We start from the raw sequence: 17270 nt of genomic DNA, 5'->3' as shown, positions 1-17270 counted from the left end.
ATCGTGCGCCCGATCCGGGTGTCTACGCTGCGCCCATGCGCACGAGCCGCCGTTGTGTGAAATGCCAGTGCCCGCGCCTGTGGCACATCGACCCGGTCATGATCCCCGACAACGACGGCAGCAACCTGGTCGCGCTCCTGCCGGGCGTGGCCCGCCTGGCCTCGGGCGCGGCCACGGGCGGCGAACTGCGCCAACGCATCGAGGCGGGCCGCTTCGAGGCGTGGGTCTGCACCGCCTGCGGATACACCGAGTGGTACGCCCACGAGGTAAACGAAACCCTGGCGCGGCTCGCGCGCAACCCCCGCTCGGGCGTGCGCCACCACGACGCCGACGCGCCGCCGGCCTGAGCCTCAGGCGAGGGCCTCGGCGATCATCCGGTGGCCCTGCGCCTCGAACCCCTCGTCGCCGACCTGGTACGCCCAGCACGCGGTCCCGATCGCCTCCCGCACCCGGTTGCGATGCCACGCCCCGGCCTCGCGCGGGTCGCGGCCGTACCCGGCGAGGAAGGCCTCCTCGCAGCGCGGATCGCACCGGAACTCCTGCACGGCGAGCCGCGCGAAGTCGGTGAGGGCCGGCCGCAGCCCGGCCCGGCCGAAGTCGATGACGCTGACGGTGCCGTCGCGGATCAGCCAGTTGCGGGTCTGCCAGTCCCCGTGCGTGGGCACGAGCACGGCGGGCGGCGCCGGCCACGACGCGATCTCGGCGCGCAGCCGCTCGGTCGTGTGCGCGTCGATGCGGTGCGCCGCGTCGAGCCGCGCCAGCTGCTTCGCGTTCTCCCGCCGCTCGTAGTCGTCGTCGGCCACGGCGCCCTGGGCGTGCAACAGCGCCAGCAGCTCGCCGGCCTGCCGGTACACGTCCGGCTCGCCGGCGTGCCCGGTGCCGAGCACGAGTTCGCCCTCCAGGTACCGGGTGACGAGCACCTTCGCGTCCACGCTGCCGTGCACGAGCTCCGGCGCCCGCCCCCGGCTGGTCCACGGGCCCAGCCAGTGGCGGTGCGCCTGCAGCTCGCGCTCGATGTGCTGGTCGCCGGGGCCGCCGGCCTTGAGGATGTACCGCATCCCGCCGTGACGCATCTCCAGGACGGTGGTCTCGACCAGCCCCCAGCTGTGGTCCCGCTCGACGGCCGCGCCGGGCAGCCACCGCTCGACCAGCGCCCGTTGCGGCGCCGAAAGGCTCTCGAGGCCGGAAGTCACAGCAGGCATCGTACGAGCAACGGGTCAGCGCCGCCGGTAGTGGAGCAGGAGACAGCCGCCGGAGCGGTCGGAGTCGACGAGCTCGAAGCGCTGCATGTCGCCGGGCTCCTCGAAGAGGCGGGCGCCGCGGCCGGCCAGCGTCGGCGCGACGACGAGGCGCAGCTCGTCGACGAGCCGCTCGCGCAGCAGCGAGCGGGCCAGGGTCAGGCTGCCGTGGATGCCGATGTCGCCGCCGGTGGCGCGCTTGAGGCCGGCGACGTACGGCGCCGCCGGGCCCGGGACGTGCGTGGTCGCCGACCAGGGCAGTGCGGGCGCGGCCGCCGAGAACAGGAACTTCGGCGTGTCGTTGATGAAGTCCGCGAACGGCTGCATCGTGGAGGACGGCCAGTGCGGCGCCCACTTCTCGTACGTCCGCCGCCCCAGCAGCACCGTGTCCTGACTCGCGATCACCCGGTCGAGGTTGTCCATGAGCCGCTCGTCGGCGTCGGTGAACCACCCGCTCTCCCCCGGCTCCTCGGCCACGCCGTCGAGGGACATCAGCTCGTACAGCACCACGTTGCGCATCGCGTCGGTCCTCTCAGCCCCGGCGGGGCTTCTCGCCGTCCGGCTTCACGAGCCGGTCGCCCACTTCGAGCTGGCTCCACAGCTCCCGATCCACCTTGACGTCCAGGTGGGTCCCGTCCTCGAGCCGCACCTCGAGCCGCCGGTACAGGTTGGAGCCGTCGAACAGCGCCCGCGACTTCTTCGCCACCGTCCCGCTCCACGCGTCCTTGTTCGTCGTCATGTACAAACCGTAGGAAATCGCGGAGCCGGGCGCCTCCGGCTCGGGACGGGTCTTGCGTCTACGACTTCAGGATGAGAAGAGCACCGTACGATTCCAGGGGTGCTGCTGACGGATCATCTCATCACCGTGCCGCTCGACCACGACCGCCCGGACGGCCCCACCATCGAGGTGTACGCGCGGGAGATCGCGGCCGCCGACGGGCGCGACCGGCCCTTCCTGGTCTACCTGCAGGGCGGCCCGGGCCACGAGGCGCCGCGGCCGTCGGCCCGGCCGATGGCGCCCGCCTGGCTCGAGCGGGCGCTGCGGGACTTCCGGGTCATCATGCTGGACCAGCGGGGCACCGGACGCTCGACCCCCTACGGCGCCCCCGGTCCGGACGCCGCGGCGGACGCCGAACGGCTGACCCACTTCCGCGCGGACGCGATCGTGCGGGACGCCGAGTGCCTGCGGGAGCATCTCGGCGCGCGCCGCTGGAGCCTGCTCGGGCAGTCCTTCGGCGGGTACTGCTCGCTGCACTACCTGTGTGTCGCCCCGGACAGTCTCCGCGAGGTCCTGTTCACCGGCGGCCTGCCGCCGGTCGGGCGCCCGGTCGACGACGTCTACTCGGCCACCTTCGACGCGATGCGCGTGCTGAACCGGCGCTACCACCGGAGGTACCCGCAGGACGCGGCCCGGCTCCGCGAGCTGCTCGACCGCTGCGACGCGGGCGAGGTCCGGGCCCCGGACGGCCATCCGATCTCCCGGCGGCTGATGCGCACCATCGGCCACCACCTGGGCACGGACGGCGGCGCGGAGAAGGTGCACCACGTCCTGGAGCTGGACCACGCCTCCCCCGGCTTCCGGCACGACGTCGCCGCGATGCTGCCGTTCGACGCCCGCAACCCGCTGTACGCGGTCCTGCACGAGTCGAGCTACGCCGACGGCGGCGCCACCCGCTGGTCCTCCGACCGCGTGCAGCCCGACGACTTCGCCGGCGGCTCCCTCCTGCTCACCGCCGAACACCTCTACTCGTGGCACTTCGAGGACACGCCGAGCCTGCGACCGTACCGCGACGTCGCCGCGATCCTCGCCGAGCACGAATGGCCGCGCCTCTACGACGCTGAGGTCCTGGCCCGGGTCGACGTGCCGTGCGCGGCAATCATCTACGCCGACGACCCGTACGTGATCCGGCGGTACTCGGAGGAGACCGCCGACCGGCTGCCCGGCCTGCGCCGGTGGCTCACCGACGAGTACCTGCACAACGGCCTGCGCACGGCCGGGCACCACGTGCTCGACCGCCTGCTCACCCTGGCCCGGAACTGAGCCCGCCGGCGGCATCGAGGATCACCCGGGCGATCCGCCCGGCGCACGACCGGCGAACGGCGCCGCGGTGGCGGAGCCGCCTCCGCGAACGGCAGCGGCAACGGGCGCACCCCGACCACCTCGACCGGGCGCGGCTCGCCGGGCTGGGTGTTGATCACCGACGCAAGGTAGCGGACGCTCAGGCCCGGAGGCGGCGCGCCCCGGTCACAGGTGGGCCTTCACCCACGCCGGGGCCGGGTTGACCCGCGACTCCCCGCCGAAGACGACGGTCGGCACGGTCTCGTCGCCGCCGGTCACCGCGCGTACCGCCGCCGCGCCCTGCGGGTCGGCCCAGATGTCGACCCAGTGCAGGCGCCGGGCGCGCCGGCCCAGCGACGCGCGCAGGCGGACGCAGTACGGGCAGCCCGGCCGCCAGTAGACGATGCCGCGGCCGTCGGCGGCGCTGAGCCGCTGCGCCTCGGCCGCCGGCAGCGAACGCGGAAAGCCGCGCGGCGACACGGCCACGGCCAGCACCACGAACACCGCGGCCAGGACGTACCCCACCGGCTTCGTCGTGCCGAGCGAAAGCACGCCGACAGCCAGGGCGACGATCGTCGCGGTCCATCTGCGCATGCCGCCGACGGTACCCGAGCCGGCCGCGGGCACCAGGCTCGGCGGGCCAGGGCGGCCGCCAAGAGGCTGGGCCGCGAGGTCGGCCCACCGGCGACCGAGTGGCCGCCGGGTGGCTAGGCTCGGCGGATGATCACGGAGTTCGGGGTGGAGCTCGAGGACGGGCGGCTGCTGCACGCGTACGACTCGGGCGGCGACGGGCCGGTCGTGTACTGGCACCACGGTACCCCCAACATCGGCGAGCCCCCCGCCCCGCTGTTCGAGGCCGCGGACCGGCTCGGGCTGCGCTGGCTGTCGCACAACCGGCCCGGGTACGGCGCCTCGACCGCCGACCCCGGCCGCACCGTCGGGTCCGTCGCCGCCGACGTCGCGGCCGTCGCCGAGGCGGCCGGCGTGCGGCGGATGGCGGTGATGGGGCACTCCAGCGGCGCCGCGCACGCGCTCGCGTGTGCCGCGCTGCGGCCGGAGCTGGTCGTCGCCGCCGTCGGGATCTCCGGGCTGGCGCCGTTCGAGCTGTCGGCGGCGAGCGGCTTCGACTGGTACGCCGGAATGTCCGACGGCTCCGCCGGCTCGCTGCGCGCGGCGCGCGCCGGCCGGGCGGAGAAGGAGCGGCACCTGGCCGCGGCCACCGGCGAGGAGGACATCGGGTTCCTGGCCGCCGACTGGGAGGCGCTGCAGTCCGACTGGGCCTGGTTCGACGAGATCGTGCCGGCGGCGCTGCTCACGGGGCCCGGCGGGCTCATCGACGACGACCTGGCCAACGTCGGGCCGTGGGGCTTCGACCCGGCCGCGATCGCCTGCCCGGTGCTGCTCATCCACGGCGCCGCCGACCGCATGGTGCCGGCCGCGCACAGCGCGTGGACGGCGGCGCAGATCCGCGGCGCCGAGCTGCGTCTCATCCCCGACGCGGGCCACATCACCGCCATGCGTCAGGGCGCCGCGGCCCTCGCGTGGATACAGGAAAAGGGGGACGGCCGGAGCCGTCCCCCCGCGAATCCCTAGGCGTATGCCTCCAGTTCGTAGATGCGCGCGGCGTTGTCCGTGGTCTGCGTCGCGGTGATGATGTTCAGCCGGACGTACCGGCCGGTGACGTTCACCGCGCTCGTGGTCACGTCCGCGGTGTTGCCGCGCGGCGAGGCCACCGTCGTCCACGTGCTGCCGTCGCTGGACACCTGCAGGTCGAAGTCGCGGGTGTCCCAGGTGGCCGACTCGCCGCCGGCGCCCGCGTGGCGGACCACGATCGAGCTCAGGTGGTTCGAGGCTCCCATGTCGACCTGGAGGAACTTGTTCGTGCCCAGCGAGCACCACTTGTCGGAGTTGCCGCCGGAGACGCTGCCGTTGACCGCCTTCTCCGGGCCCTCGCTCGTGGCGCAGGAGGAGTCGGCCGTGGCCGCCTTGTTGAGCAGGAGGTTGCCGCCGGTCGCGGCGCCGTAGACCTCGAACTCGTAGATGCGCGCCGCGGCGTTGCCGTCGTTGGCCGGCGTGGTGATGTCCACCTTCACGTAGCGCGCGGTCCGCGCCGTGAACTGGTTGAGGGTGCGGCTGGACCGGTTGCCGGAGACCGTCGCGGCCTGGCTCCAGTTCGTGCCGTCCGTGCTGGTGGAGATGGTGTACGCGCCGGTGTTCCAGCCGGTCTGCTCGGCGCCGAGGCCGGCGTGCTTGAGCACGACCGAGCCGACGGACTGGTTGGAGCCGAGGTCGACCTGGAGGAACTTCGTCGCCGCCGAGGAGCAGAACTTGCTGTTGTTGGCGAGGCTGCCGTCGACGGCCTTGTCGGCCGACTCGGCCGCGGCGCAGCTGGCCGAGCCCGTCGCGGTCTTGCCCTGGGCGAGGTTGGTGCCCAGGTTCGGCGGGGTCGCCGGCTGGGTGGCGCCGTCGGTGAAGGACGGCGGGACGTCACCGGTGCCGGTGCCCCACGACGAGGGGCTGGTGCCCATCGTGTACTGCAGGGTGCCGCCCGCGGCCAGGTCCGGGTAGCGCAGGTAGTTGTGCGAGACCGCGTTGCCGTTCAGGGTCAGGCTCTGCACGTACTGCGACCCCGAGCTTCCGCCGTTGATCTGGACGTTGCCGCCGGGCCGCTGGATGAGGATCGACGAGAACGACGGGCCGTTGATGGCGAGGGTGTCCGCGCCCGGGGTCGCCGGGTACATGCCCAGGGCCGCCCAGACGTACCAGGCCGAGGTGGCGCCCAGGTCGTCGTTGCCGGGCAGGCCGCCGGCGCCGGTGGTGAACTGCTCGTTCATGACGCGCCGCACCGCCGAGGAGGCGCCGGCCGGGTACTGGGCGAAGTTGTACGCCCACGGCACGGCGTGCTCGGGCTCGTTTCCGAGGTAGAAGTACGGCCGGGACAGGCCGGCGTTGAGCTCGGTGAAGTGGTGGTCGAGGCGCTGCTTGGCGGTCTGCGGGCCGCCCATCAGGTTGATCACGCCGGCCTGGTTGTACGTGGTCATCCAGGTGTACTGCGCGGCGTTGCCCTCGGTGTAGGGGCTCTCCTGGGCCGGGTTGAGCGGCCAGGGCCAGGTGCCGTCGCTGTTGCGCGGGTGGATGAAGCTCGACTCGGTGTTGAACGTGTTGCGCCAGTACTGGGCGCGGGTCATCGCCGAGTTGTAGGTCGTGGTGTCGCCGAGGGCCTTGGCGAACTGGGCCACGGCGAAGTCCGAGGCCGAGTACTCCATGGAGTCCGACGGCGCCCCGGGGATGTACTTCTTGGACTCGTACTCCGCCTCACGCCCGCGGATCGGCGAGCCCTGCGCGCCGGCGCCGGCGACCGCGTTCTTCATCAGCTGCAGCGCGGCCGCGGTGTCGAAGTTGCGGGCGCCGAACTGGTAGGCGCTGCCGACGATGATCGGGCCCGGGTCGCCGGTCATGACGAAGTCCTCGTTGGTCTGCTGCGACCACTTGGGCAGCAGGCCCCCCTGCTGGCCGTCGAGGACCATCGACTTCATGATGTCGCTGGTGATGTCGGGTGCGATGAACGCGACGAGCGCGGCCCAGGAGCGGTAGATGTCCCAGCCCGAGTAGTTCTGGTACACGTTGTGGGTCGCCGTGTGGGTCGCGTTGTCGAAGCCGCGGTACTGGCCGTTGACGTCGCTGGAGACGTTCGGGCTCTGCAGCACGTGGTACAGCGACGTGTAGAACTTCTGCAGCTCGGTCGCGCTGCCGCCGGTGGCCTGGATGCGGTTCAGCGCGCTGTTCCAGGCGTTGTTGGCGTTGGTCCGCGCGGTGTCGAACGACGCGGTCTCGGCGTTGAGGTTCGCGGTCGCGTTGGCGACGCTGACGAACGAGACGCCGATCTGGGCGTTGACTGTCGCGTTGGACGTGGTGTCCCAGGTGACGAAGCCGCCGGTGTTGGTGCCCGAGGTGCTCGCCGAGCCGTTGCTGATCGTCGAGCCGTTCCAGGTGCCGAAGGACGCCGGGGCCCGGTCGAAGTGGATCGAGAAGTAGATCGGGTAGGTCTTCGACGAGCCGCAGAACCCGCCGGCGGTGACGTTGCCGGTCACGTTGCTGCCGGAGATGCTGATGCCGCCGCTGCGGTTGCCCGTGGCGCTCCGGCTGGTGTTGATCAGCAGCCGGGACTGGGTGTTGGACGGGAACGTCAGGCGCATCGCGCCGGTGCGGGTGGTCGTGGTGACCTCGACGTCCGTCGAGTACTTGTCCAGCCGGTTCTTGTAGTAGCCGGCCTGGGCGGCCTCGTTGGTCTTCGTGTACGCCGAGGCGTAGCCCGTCCACCCGGTGCCGGGCGAGGTGCCGAGCGCGCCGGTGACCGGCAGCAGCCCGATGTCCTCGTTGTTCGAGCAGCCCGCCCCGTCGAAGTGGGTGAGGCTGAACTCCTCGATGGTCCGGTCCTTGTCCCGGTACCCGGACGGCGACGCGGTCGGCGTGTCCGGGCTGAACTGCAGCATGCCGAAGGGAACGGTGGCACCGGGGTAGGTGCTACCGCCCGCGCCGCCGCCGACCGGGTTCGGCGAGTTGCTGTCGTCCGTACCGATCAGCGGATTCACGTATTGGGTCAGGTTGAGGTCGGCGGCCTGGGCGGGGGCCGCGAACTGCACAACGGCGAGGGTGCTGCCCAAGAGGGCGGCTCCCGCGCCGGCGAGCAGCCGGTCGACCTTGCGGGATCGGGGCATGGTGTCTCCCGTTCGGTGGCGGTGAGGACGGGAGAGCGCTCTCGATGGACATTCATAGTCCCTGATCCGCGTTTGGTCAACATTTGTCAATACAGACGCTGGTCAAACCCTCGTCACTCCCCGCAAATCCACCGCAACGGTGTGCCACCGCCCGGGCCGCCGTGCGGCATCGCCGTCCCGGCGACCACCCGCGCGTCCTCGCTCAGGCCGCCGACGGTGTAGTAGCCGAACCCCTCGAGCGCGGGCAGCCGGACGTCCCCGCGCGGGCCCGCGAGGTAAGGCGACGTGCCGTTGCCGCCCGCGACCGTGCCGTCCGCGGCGATCGCGCGCACGCGGCCGGCACCGCGGTCGAAGCGCTGCGGCTCCGGGTCGGCCGCCCCGTCCAGCGGCCACCGCACGCCGTTGCCGAAGTCCACGGCCCAGCGGCCCACGATCGCGTCGACGCTGCCGTTGGTGTCGCCGCCCGGCAGCCGCAGCGCGACGGCGGTGCCGTCGGGGCGCCAGAGGTACGGCTGGAAGACGGTCTTGTTGTCGGTCACGTAGCCGCCGGCGGTCCCGTCCGCCCCGAGCGCCAGCGCGACGGAACCGTGCTGGGCCGGGGTGGCCAGCAGCACCGGACGGCCCGGGTCCCGGAACCGCCACAGCACGGCCCGCCGGCCGCCGTCGAACGTGGCGGTGCCGGCCACGTCGCGGCCGGCGTTGACGGCGGAGCCCTCGGACCGCACGTCGCCGGCGAGACCCGTCGGCCTGGTCATGATCTGGTCGAACCCCGTCGTGATGATCATCGCGCCCTGGGTCGCGCCGTCGAGGGCGACGGTGCCGTTCGCGGTGATCCCGGCCAGGGCGGTCACCGCGATGTCCCGCCGGACGGCCACGAGCTCGCTGTCGTGCCAGATCGCCACACCCGGGCCGTCCGCCAGCCGGGCCGCCGCCCAGTGCCCGGTGGGGTCCACGACCGGCGCGAGGGTCTCGCCGTTGCCGGGCATCGGCAGCGCCTCGGCGCGGCAGGACGGTGCCGACGCGGACGGGGTCCGCCCGGGGTGGGCCGGCCGGTCGTCGGGGACGGGCGAGCGCACGCCGGCGAGCGCGGCGGCGCCGATGGTCACGACGAGCACCAGCGCGGCGGCCCCGCCGGCGATCGCGTTGCGGCGGCGGCGCACCCCCGCCCGCCCGATCCGCACGAGACCCTCGGCGGTCAGCTCGGTGCCGGGCGCGTCCACGTCGCGCAGTTCCTGCAGCGGGTTCATACGGCACTCTCCTCGGCGCGGAGCAGCATCCGGCGCAGCGTTCGCAGTCCATGGGAGGTCTGGCTCTTCACGGTCCCCTCCGAGCGGCCGAGCACCCCGGCCACCTCCTCCACCGGCAGGTCGCACAGGAACCGCAGCACGAGCACGGTGCGCTGGCCCTCCGGCAGCGCCCGCAGCGCCTGCCGCAGCACCATCACCTGCTCGACCCCCGGGCCGTCGGGCTCCCGCACGACCTCCGGCGGGCTGTCCCAGAGCGCGACCCGGGACCAGAACCGGCGCCGGTCGGACAGCGCGGCCCGCACGACCATGGTGTGCACGTACGCGTCGAGGTTGCGTACCTCGCGGATGCGGGTCCAGCGCTGGTACAGCGTGGTCAGCGCGTCCTGCACCGCGTCGTCGGCCCGGTGCCGGTCGCCCAGGAGCTGGTAGGCGATGCGGTGCAGGCGCGGCAGCCGCGCCGCCACGTACTGCGTGTAGTCGTGCTCGGGTTCTGGTCGCAACGCTGGCGATCCCTTCGGCCGGCGGTCACAGGGTAGAGGCGGCCGCGCGGCGCTCGGGTTGTATGCGATTTCGATCTGTCAATGGTTGGCAAAAGTGCCGTGTACATTTCACGGACTCAACAACTTCGAACAGGTACCCATGAAATCCATGGGGATCGTTGACACTTTGCATCGGAAAATGTTTGCTACGTCACGTGAGCCCGCCATCGCACCCCACTCGCCGGGACCTGTTCCGCCTGGCCGCCCTCGGCGGGATCGTAGGCTCGGCGCTCGGCCCACTGCTGTTCGAAGAGGCCGCGCACGCCGCCACCACGTTCGCCCCGATCCGGCCGCCGGCCACGCCCCTCGCCGTGCGCTCGCCGTACCTGTCGACCTGGCTGCGCGCCGACACCCTGCCCGGCAACTGGCCCACGTTCTGGGCCGGCGCGGTCACCGCGATCACCGGCATCGTGCGCGTCGACGGCCAGCCGTACGTCTTCATGGGCGCCCCGTCCGGCGGCTGGCCCCTGGCCGCCCAGACCGCGCTCGTGATCACCGCGACCCGCTCGACCTTCACCATCGCGGCGGGCCCGGTGCGGCTCGAGGTCGAGTTCTTCTCCCCCGTCGACCCGGCGAGCCTGCGCCGGCAGTCGGTGCCGATGTCGTACCTGAGCATCACCGCAACCTCGGCCGACGCCGGCACGCACCAGGTCAGCCTCTACGTCGACGTGTCCGGCGAGTGGGCGCACGGCGACCGCACGAAGCAGATCACGTGGGCCACGCAGACCGCCGGCTCCCAGCGGGTGCACACGTTCCAGCCCGCCGCGCCGTCCGTGCTCGCCGAGACCAACGACCAGGCGTCGTGGGGCACGGTCGTCTTCAGCACCGACGACGTGGCCGGGCTGACCTGGCAGACCGGGGCGGACGCCACCGTGCGGGCCGCGGCCGCCGGCACCGGCGCGCTGCCGGACACCGCCGACGCCAACCAGCCCCGCGCGATCAACGCGAGCTGGCCGGTGTTCGCGTTCAACCGGGCCCTCGGCGCCGTCGGCCCGGCCGGCAGCGGCCCCGTCGTCTTCGTCATCGGCCACGTGCGCACGCCCGCGGTGTCCTACCTCGGCACCCAGCTCGACCCGTACTGGCGCACCCAGTGGGCCGCCTGGCCGGACATGCTCGCCTGGTTCCGGGCCGACCGCGACACCGCCCGGGCCGTCGGCGCCGCCCTCGACGCCCAGATCGACGCCTGGGCGCGGGCGGCGGCGAACGACCAGTACGCCGCCCTCTGCGCCCTCGTGGTGCGCCAGGCCTTCGGCGGCACCGAGCTGGTCAGCCGCGGCGGCACGCCCTGGGTGATGCTCAAGGAGATCTCCTCCAACGGCGACTTCAGCACGGTCGACGTCATCTACCCGGCGTTCCCGGCCTTCCTGCAGCTCAGCCCGCGCTGGCTGGAGCTGCTGCTCGCCCCGCTGTTCGACTACACCGAGGCGCAGGGCTTCGACAAGCCGTTCGCCCCGCACGACCTCGGCGTGTACCCCAACGCGTTCGGACGCATCGGCCAGGACGAGGAGGACATGCCGGTCGAGGAGTCGGCGAACATGCTCGTGATGGTCGCGGCGCTGCTCTCGCGCCTGCCGGCGGCCAGGGCGGGCGCGTACGCCACGGCGCACTACGCGAAGCTCAAGAGCTGGGCCGACTACCTCGTGGCGAACCTGCCGGACCCGGGCAACCAGAACCAGACCGACGACTTCACCGGGTTCATCGCGCACAGCGTGAACCTGGCCCTCAAGGGGATCGTGGGCATCGGGGCGATGGCCGACATCGCGCGCCGGGCCGGCCAGCCCTCGACCTACGCGGCGACGGCGCGGCAGTACATCGCGCAGTGGGCGGCCATGGCGCAGAACAGCGCGCACAGCCACCTGAAGCTGACGTACGACGGCGCGGACCCGACGTGGAGCCTGAAGTACAACGGCTTCGCCGACCGGGTCGCGGGCACCAACCTCGTGCCGCCGGCCGTCGCGGCCGAGGAGGCGGCCTGGTACCTGCAGAACCAGCACGCCTACGGGGTGCCGCTCGACCCGCGGCACACATACACGAAGGTCGACTGGGAGCTGTGGACCGCGGCGTTCCTCACCGGGCAGAGCGCGGCCCGGGACATGCTCATCGGCAAGGCGTACACCTTCGCGAACACCACGCCGGCGCGCGTGCCGTTCACGGACTGGTACGACACGGACAGCGGCAACCAGTCGGGCTTCGCCGCGCGGCCGGTCGTAGGCGGGGCCTTCGCCCTCATGACGTTGCGCCACACGCCGAACGGCCTGACCGGGTCGTGGCCGCTGGGCACGCCGGCCGCGTCCGAGCTCCCGGTGGTGCGCACCGACAGCTCGTTCACGGTCATGGCCCGGGTCAACCCTTCCGACCTCTCCGGGTTCCGTACCGCGGTCAGCCAGGACGGCGCCCGGGTCAGCGGGTTCTACCTGCAGTACTCCGGCAGCGATGCCCGGTGGGCGTTCGCGATGACGGCCGCCGACGCCGACAGCACCGGCTCGACCCGGGCGCTGTCCTCGGCCGCGCCGGCCCTGAACACCGCGGTGCACCTGGCCGGGGTGTACGACGCCGAGGCGGGCCAGCTGCGCCTGTACGTCAACGGGGTGCTGCAGGGGCAGGCCGGGTACACCTCGGGCTGGCCCGCCAGCGGCGCCCTCGTCATCGGCCGGGGCAAGTGGAACGGGGCCGCGGCCGACACGTTCGCCGGCACCGTCGCGGACGTGCGCACCTACGACCACGCGCTGCCGGCCGCCACGATCGCCGCCGCCGCGGGCCTGGCCACGAGCCAGGTCGCGGCGTACCCCTTCGACTCCGCCGACGCGTCCCTGACCCTCAGCGGCGGCGCGGCGCTCGGCGGCGGCTACAGCGGCACGGGGCTGGAGCTCAACGGCAGCACCGGCTTCGCGACCGCGGCCCGGCTGGTGGACACCGCGGCGAGCTTCTCCGTCTCGGCGTGGGTCCAGCTCGCGGCGACGTCGAACTTCGCCACGGTGGCGGCGCAGGACGGCGTGCAGGCGAGCGGGTTCTATCTGCAGTACTCGGCGGCGGACAACGCATGGGCGTTCGCGATGCTCGCCGCCGACACCGCGAACGCCGCGGCGACCCGGGCGGTGTCGCCGTTCCCGCCGCGAACCGGCGGATGGACGCACCTCGTGGGGGTGCGCGATGCGTCCGTCGGCCGGCTGCGGCTCTACGTGGACGGTGCTGCAGTGGCGGATGCCGCCATGGGCGTCGCGTGGGCCGCGGGCGGGGCGTTCACGATCGGCCGGGGCAAGTGGAACGGCGGCGACGCCGACCACTTCCCCGGCCGCATCGACCAGATGAGGGTCTGGACCAGGGCATTGACCGACGCCGACGTCCGCGCCATCGCGTAACCCGTATCTGGCAGGAAGTTTGCCTGTTGACCGAGGGCTGAGCACCGACGTACAACGTTGTGAGAGCGCTTTCTGTAAAGGAAGTTAATCGTGGCCGCCATCCAACGAACGCTCGCCGTCCTGCTGCTGCTCGTCGCCGGCCTCGCCGTCGCGCCCGCAACCGCCCAGGCGGCGGCCGCCGTCTGCGCGCAGTACTGCGACACCCGCGACCCGTCCCTGGCCCGCCAGGAGACGTTCCCGGCCGGCACGCTGCTCATCAACAACCGCCGGATCGTGCTGCACCTGTCCGACCTCGACGGCCTGGCCTGGGGCTCGATCGACGCCGGCACCGAGGGCGAGTCGGTCTGGCTGGACCGCTCCTTCGACGGCGGCGCCACCTGGGAGGGGCTGCTGGGCAAGGCGGCCATCCCGGCCACCTGGACCGGCACGCGCACCCTGATGTACAACCTCGCCGACCCCTCGCACCACCGCCGCGGCATGGTCCGCGCCTGCGGCGACGCCCACGCCGTGGCCTGCACGGGCTGGGTGCACGCGTCGGTCTGCGCCGCGACCTGCGACAACGCGACCGGCGGCACGGACGCCGACCCGGTGCGCGCGGTGACCCTCAGCGGCCGCACGATCGCCCTGCACGTCGACGCGGGCGGCCTGGCCTGGGGCACGATCACGAACAACCGGGCCGGCGACGAGGTGTGGCTGGACCGCTCCTTCGACGCCGGCGCGAGCTGGCCGGGTGGGTCATCCCTGGGTCGTACCACCGGCGGCCGCACGAACCGCTTCAACGTCACCGACCCCACGTCACTGCTGTACGGCGGGGCGGTGCGCGCCTGCGGCCGGGCGGTCGAGAGCCAGAACGGCGCGTGCACCGCGTGGGCCCGCCCGTCCTCGGCTCGCATGCGTGCCGCGGCCGACGCGCTCATGTACTCCTACGACCCCTACCCCGCCTGGTACCCGTCCAGCTGGTGGAACTCGGCGGTCGCGCTCAGCACGGTCATCCAGTACATCCGCCGCACCGGCGACCAGACCTACGCCTGGGCGGTCAAGCGCACCTTCGACGTCAACCGGGTCGCCTTCCCGGCCGGCGCCCGCTCCTCCGACCCGGTCGAGGGCCACTTCATCAGCCGCTCCGTCGACGACACCGCCTGGTGGGGCCTGACCTGGATCGACGCCTACGACCTGACCCACGACGTCACGTACCTGAACGAGGCCGTGACGATCGCCGGCTACGTGTCCGGCTTCTGGGACACCTCGACGTGCGGCGGCGGGGTCTGGTGGGACCGCGAGCGGACCTACAAGAACGCCGTGACGATCGGGCTGTACCTGCGCCTGACCGCCGCGCTGCACAACCGAATCGCCGGCGACACGGCGTGGCTCAACAAGGCCGTCACCGGCTGGAACTGGTTGCAGAACAGCGGCCTCGTCAACGCCGCGAACCTGGTCAACGACGGCCTGACGACCGACTGCCACAACAACGGCCAGACGGTGTGGACGTACAACCAGGGCCTGGCGATCGGCGCCGCGATGGAGCTGTACCGCGCGACCGGCACCGCCAGTTACCAGGACGCGGCCCGCCGGCTCGGCAACGCCGCCGTCGGCTCCTCCCTAGTGCGCAACGGGGTCCTGACCGAGTCCTGCGACCCCGGCCAGTCCTGCGACGACAACCAGAAACAATTCAAGGGCGTGTTCATGCGGTACCTCGCCGAAGCCGGCCAGTTCCAATCCTTCGCCGACACCCAGGCCAACTCCCTGTGGCCGACCCGCGACCCGATGAACCGCATCGGCAGCCGCTGGGCGAGCCCGCCGTCCCCGCCGGACTGGCGCACCCAGGCGAGCGCCCTGCAGGCCCTGCTGGTGGCATCGTGAGCGCGCGCCACGCGCGGCACGTGGGCATCCTGCTCCAGCTGCGCTCCCGCCCGTGGGTCTCGGCCGCGGCCCTGTCCTGCCGCTTCGGCGTGGACGTACGCACCATCTACCTCGACATCGACCTGCTGACGGCCGCGGGCCTGCCGATCGAGGCGGTCCCGGGCCGGGCGGGCGCGTACCGCCTGGCGGCGCACGCCGTGGTCCCGGCGGTGGAGGAGCCCTTGGGCGACACGGTCGAGCCGCTGGACCACTACCTGCGGGGCGCCCGGAGCCGGGAACAGCTGCGGCAGCTGGGCCAGCGCGCGTACGCCCGCCAGCAACGCTTACTCCTGCACCGCCTGGCCGCTTCCTAGCTCGCTGCGCTCGCGGTGGGGGAGCTTCGCTCCACCCACACCCCCTCAAAATCTCCGCCGGCGCGCTCGGGCGGCGAACAGTTGCGCGAGCACACGGCACGCCGCCGCGTCGACGAGGAGCACAGGCGCTTCGCGAGCCGCCGACACGACCACCAGGAACCCAGCCGCCGCGCGAACCGGCGACGCGGCGCGGTCCCCGCCGCGTCGCGATCTGGCGCGGCGTCCGCGCCTGTGCTCATCGGGGGCTCGCAGTGCGGTGCAGGCGGGTCACACGAGGCGCTGGCCGCCGTCGACGTGCGGCAGGGTTCCGGTGATGTGATCGTTGCGGATCAGGGCCAGGATCGCCGCGGCGATGTCCTCCGGCGCCGCCCGGGTAGCCGGCGGCGGCGGCTGGTTCGGCCTCAGCGGGTCTTCGGCTCGCGCTGGACCACCTCCACGACGGCGCCGGAGGCGGCGTCGACCCGGAAGTGCCGCCCGGCGGACAGCGGCCGGTCCAGCGGGCGGACCCGCAGCTGCACGCCCTCGGGCGCGACCTCGCGGGCGGCGGCCAGCGCGTACTCGTCGGGGTCGAGGTCCGGCTCGCCGGCGTCCTCGGTGCGGGACACGGCGAGGGTGAAGTGGATCGCGCCGGTGATCGCGTCGAAGACGAGCCGGTAGTCCTCGAGCGTCACCCTGCCGTACTGCGGCGGCACCAGGCCTGTCTGGAAGACGAGCCCGTTGACCGCGGCCCAGCCCTGCCCGACGTACACCCGGAAACTCACGGCCTTGCAGTCGTCGTGCTCGGCCCGCGACGCGGTCGGGTACTCCCACACGCCGGTGCCGCCGTGGCGGAACCCGACGAAGGAGTGCGCGGCGACCGAGTAGTGCCAGGGCGCCGACGGTACCTGGGGGAACGGGTACTCCGGCGGCCGCACGTCGGACAGGCAGGCGACGGCGAGCACACGGCAGCGGGGAATGCGCACGATGTGCTCGCCGATCACGTACGACTGCGCGGCGGGCGTGACCGAGTAGTCGAGGATGTTGTCGGCGGCGACGTCGGTGCTGGCGATGAGGTCCATAGGGCCGTTGTAGTCGCGGTTCGCCGCTCACCGCCGTTGCTGCCGCATTTACGACTGCCGTTGCCGGTCCAGCGCGTCCGGGTCGCCGGAGGTCGCGGGGCCGATGCCGGGCGGCAGGTGGCGCACCGCCAGGGCCACGGCCTCCTCGGCGGTGGCGGCCGTGGCGAGCGGGCCGTCCTCGTCGGCCACAAAGCCCCTGGTGACCGAGAAGTTCGGACCCCGCCCGGCGTGCAGGCACACGGGGACGATGTCCAGCGCGGGACGGGTCCGGGTCGAGAACCGCAGGGCCACGTGAGTGGTGAACGGGTAGAGCTGCCGCAGCCGGGGCTCGGCGTACGCGGCCTCGACCAGCGCCTCGTACTCGGGCCAGGTCCACTTCAGCGCCAGTTCCGCGGCTTCCCGGCGCAGCTGCTCCCACTCCGCCTCGGCCATCTGAGCCGGTTCGCTGCCCGGCCACTCCGACCGCCCGGTCAGCTCCATGAACGACGCCGCCTCGACGATCCCGGCGAGCGCCGCCCCGTCATGCCACCCCTGCGCGGCCCGGGCGACCTGCGCCAGATCCGGCGTCTCCCCTCCGATCACGGTGAAGCCCTGAGCCCGCTCGCGGCCGGTGACGTACCAGAGCCGCTCGACACGGCTGGCGGACACCTCCAGCTCCTCGCGGTGCGCGACGGCGGCCGGCACGACCGCCGAGTACAGCGACTCCGACTCCCCGACCGGCACCGGAACGGCCAGCCCGAGCTCGGCCACGACGTCCCGCAGCGCGGCGGCGAGGCTGCCCGCGACGGCAACCTCCGGATAGAGAACAGCGGGCTCGGGGTACGTCGGCATGCGGCAGT

At 73.0% G+C, this 17270-nt stretch carries 15 protein-coding genes; 6 read left to right on the top strand and 9 right to left on the bottom strand.

Annotation, left to right across the window (positions count from 1 at the left end):
- Positions 1-35 precede the first annotated feature (35 nt).
- Positions 36-347: a hypothetical protein gene (locus ACPPVO_RS19825; RefSeq protein WP_426512681.1), complete on the top strand. Its 312-nt coding sequence runs from the start codon at positions 36-38 to the stop codon at positions 345-347.
- A gap of 3 nt (positions 348-350) precedes the next feature.
- Here the strand turns inward: ACPPVO_RS19825 and ACPPVO_RS19820 are convergent, their stop codons facing one another.
- The 3 genes from ACPPVO_RS19820 to ACPPVO_RS19810 are packed head-to-tail and all read right to left on the bottom strand — an operon-like array spanning position 351 to position 1977.
- On the bottom strand, positions 351-1193 hold the full coding sequence (locus tag ACPPVO_RS19820; protein WP_426512680.1) for a phosphotransferase family protein: 843 nt from the start codon (positions 1191-1193) through the stop codon (positions 351-353).
- A gap of 24 nt (positions 1194-1217) precedes the next feature.
- Positions 1218-1757: a dihydrofolate reductase family protein gene (locus ACPPVO_RS19815; RefSeq protein ID WP_426512679.1), complete on the bottom strand. Its 540-nt coding sequence runs from the start codon at positions 1755-1757 to the stop codon at positions 1218-1220.
- Between the two features lie 13 nt (positions 1758-1770).
- A complete protein-coding gene (locus tag ACPPVO_RS19810) occupies positions 1771-1977 on the bottom strand; it encodes a DUF7489 domain-containing protein (protein WP_360394878.1) in 207 nt (68 codons plus the stop codon).
- Between the two features lie 99 nt (positions 1978-2076).
- Here ACPPVO_RS19810 and ACPPVO_RS19805 point away from each other — a divergent pair, with 99 nt between their 5' ends.
- A complete protein-coding gene (locus ACPPVO_RS19805; RefSeq protein ID WP_426512678.1) occupies positions 2077-3279 on the top strand; it encodes an alpha/beta fold hydrolase in 1203 nt (400 codons plus the stop codon).
- Between the two features lie 204 nt (positions 3280-3483).
- Here the strand turns inward: ACPPVO_RS19805 and ACPPVO_RS19800 are convergent, their stop codons facing one another.
- Positions 3484-3891, bottom strand: a complete 408-nt coding sequence (locus ACPPVO_RS19800) for a glutaredoxin domain-containing protein (protein WP_426512677.1) — start codon at positions 3889-3891, stop codon at positions 3484-3486.
- Between the two features lie 126 nt (positions 3892-4017).
- Between ACPPVO_RS19800 and ACPPVO_RS19795 the strand changes: the two genes are divergently transcribed.
- Positions 4018-4890, top strand: coding sequence for an alpha/beta fold hydrolase (locus ACPPVO_RS19795; RefSeq protein ID WP_426512676.1), 873 nt, complete (start codon positions 4018-4020; stop codon positions 4888-4890).
- Here the strand turns inward: ACPPVO_RS19795 and ACPPVO_RS19790 are convergent.
- The 3 genes from ACPPVO_RS19790 to ACPPVO_RS19780 all read right to left on the bottom strand — a co-directional run bounded on the left by ACPPVO_RS19790 (position 4887) and on the right by ACPPVO_RS19780 (position 9762).
- Positions 4887-8015: a GH92 family glycosyl hydrolase gene (locus tag ACPPVO_RS19790; RefSeq protein ID WP_426512675.1), complete on the bottom strand. Its 3129-nt coding sequence runs from the start codon at positions 8013-8015 to the stop codon at positions 4887-4889. The two genes, ACPPVO_RS19795 and ACPPVO_RS19790, sit on opposite strands and share 4 nt — an antisense overlap.
- Before the next feature lie 113 nt (positions 8016-8128).
- The gene (locus ACPPVO_RS19785; RefSeq protein ID WP_426512674.1) at positions 8129-9262 is read right to left on the bottom strand and encodes a hypothetical protein; all 1134 of its coding nucleotides are present in this window, start codon (positions 9260-9262) and stop codon (positions 8129-8131) included.
- Positions 9259-9762 (bottom strand): SigE family RNA polymerase sigma factor, encoded by a 504-nt coding sequence (locus ACPPVO_RS19780; protein ID WP_426512673.1) that lies wholly within the window; start codon positions 9760-9762, stop codon positions 9259-9261. Before ACPPVO_RS19780 ends, ACPPVO_RS19785 begins: the two co-directional genes overlap by 4 nt.
- A 194-nt stretch (positions 9763-9956) precedes the next feature.
- Between ACPPVO_RS19780 and ACPPVO_RS19775 the strand changes: the two genes are divergently transcribed.
- The 3 genes from ACPPVO_RS19775 to ACPPVO_RS19765 all read left to right on the top strand — a co-directional run bounded on the left by ACPPVO_RS19775 (position 9957) and on the right by ACPPVO_RS19765 (position 15373).
- Positions 9957-13160, top strand: coding sequence for a glutaminase domain-containing protein (locus ACPPVO_RS19775; RefSeq protein ID WP_426512672.1), 3204 nt, complete (start codon positions 9957-9959; stop codon positions 13158-13160).
- A 90-nt stretch (positions 13161-13250) separates the two neighbouring features.
- Positions 13251-15020 (top strand): glycoside hydrolase family 76 protein, encoded by a 1770-nt coding sequence (locus ACPPVO_RS19770; protein ID WP_426512671.1) that lies wholly within the window; start codon positions 13251-13253, stop codon positions 15018-15020.
- Positions 15017-15373 (top strand): helix-turn-helix transcriptional regulator, encoded by a 357-nt coding sequence (locus tag ACPPVO_RS19765; RefSeq protein WP_360384546.1) that lies wholly within the window; start codon positions 15017-15019, stop codon positions 15371-15373. Before ACPPVO_RS19770 ends, ACPPVO_RS19765 begins: the two co-directional genes overlap by 4 nt.
- A gap of 401 nt (positions 15374-15774) precedes the next feature.
- On the opposite strand, the gene ACPPVO_RS19760 is transcribed toward ACPPVO_RS19765, so the two are convergent.
- Both ACPPVO_RS19760 and ACPPVO_RS19755 read right to left on the bottom strand, forming a co-directional pair.
- Positions 15775-16431, bottom strand: a complete 657-nt coding sequence (locus tag ACPPVO_RS19760; protein WP_426512670.1) for a hypothetical protein — start codon at positions 16429-16431, stop codon at positions 15775-15777.
- A 48-nt stretch (positions 16432-16479) separates the two neighbouring features.
- A complete protein-coding gene (locus ACPPVO_RS19755; protein WP_426512669.1) occupies positions 16480-17262 on the bottom strand; it encodes a DUF6193 family natural product biosynthesis protein in 783 nt (260 codons plus the stop codon).
- Positions 17263-17270 lie beyond the last annotated feature (8 nt).

This window comes from Dactylosporangium sp. McL0621 (genome assembly GCF_049995355.1).
In the GTDB taxonomy this organism is placed as follows: Bacteria; Actinomycetota; Actinomycetes; order Mycobacteriales; family Micromonosporaceae; genus Dactylosporangium.
Note: the sequence above shows the minus strand (reverse complement) of the source record. Positions and strands in the feature narration are given on the sequence as shown.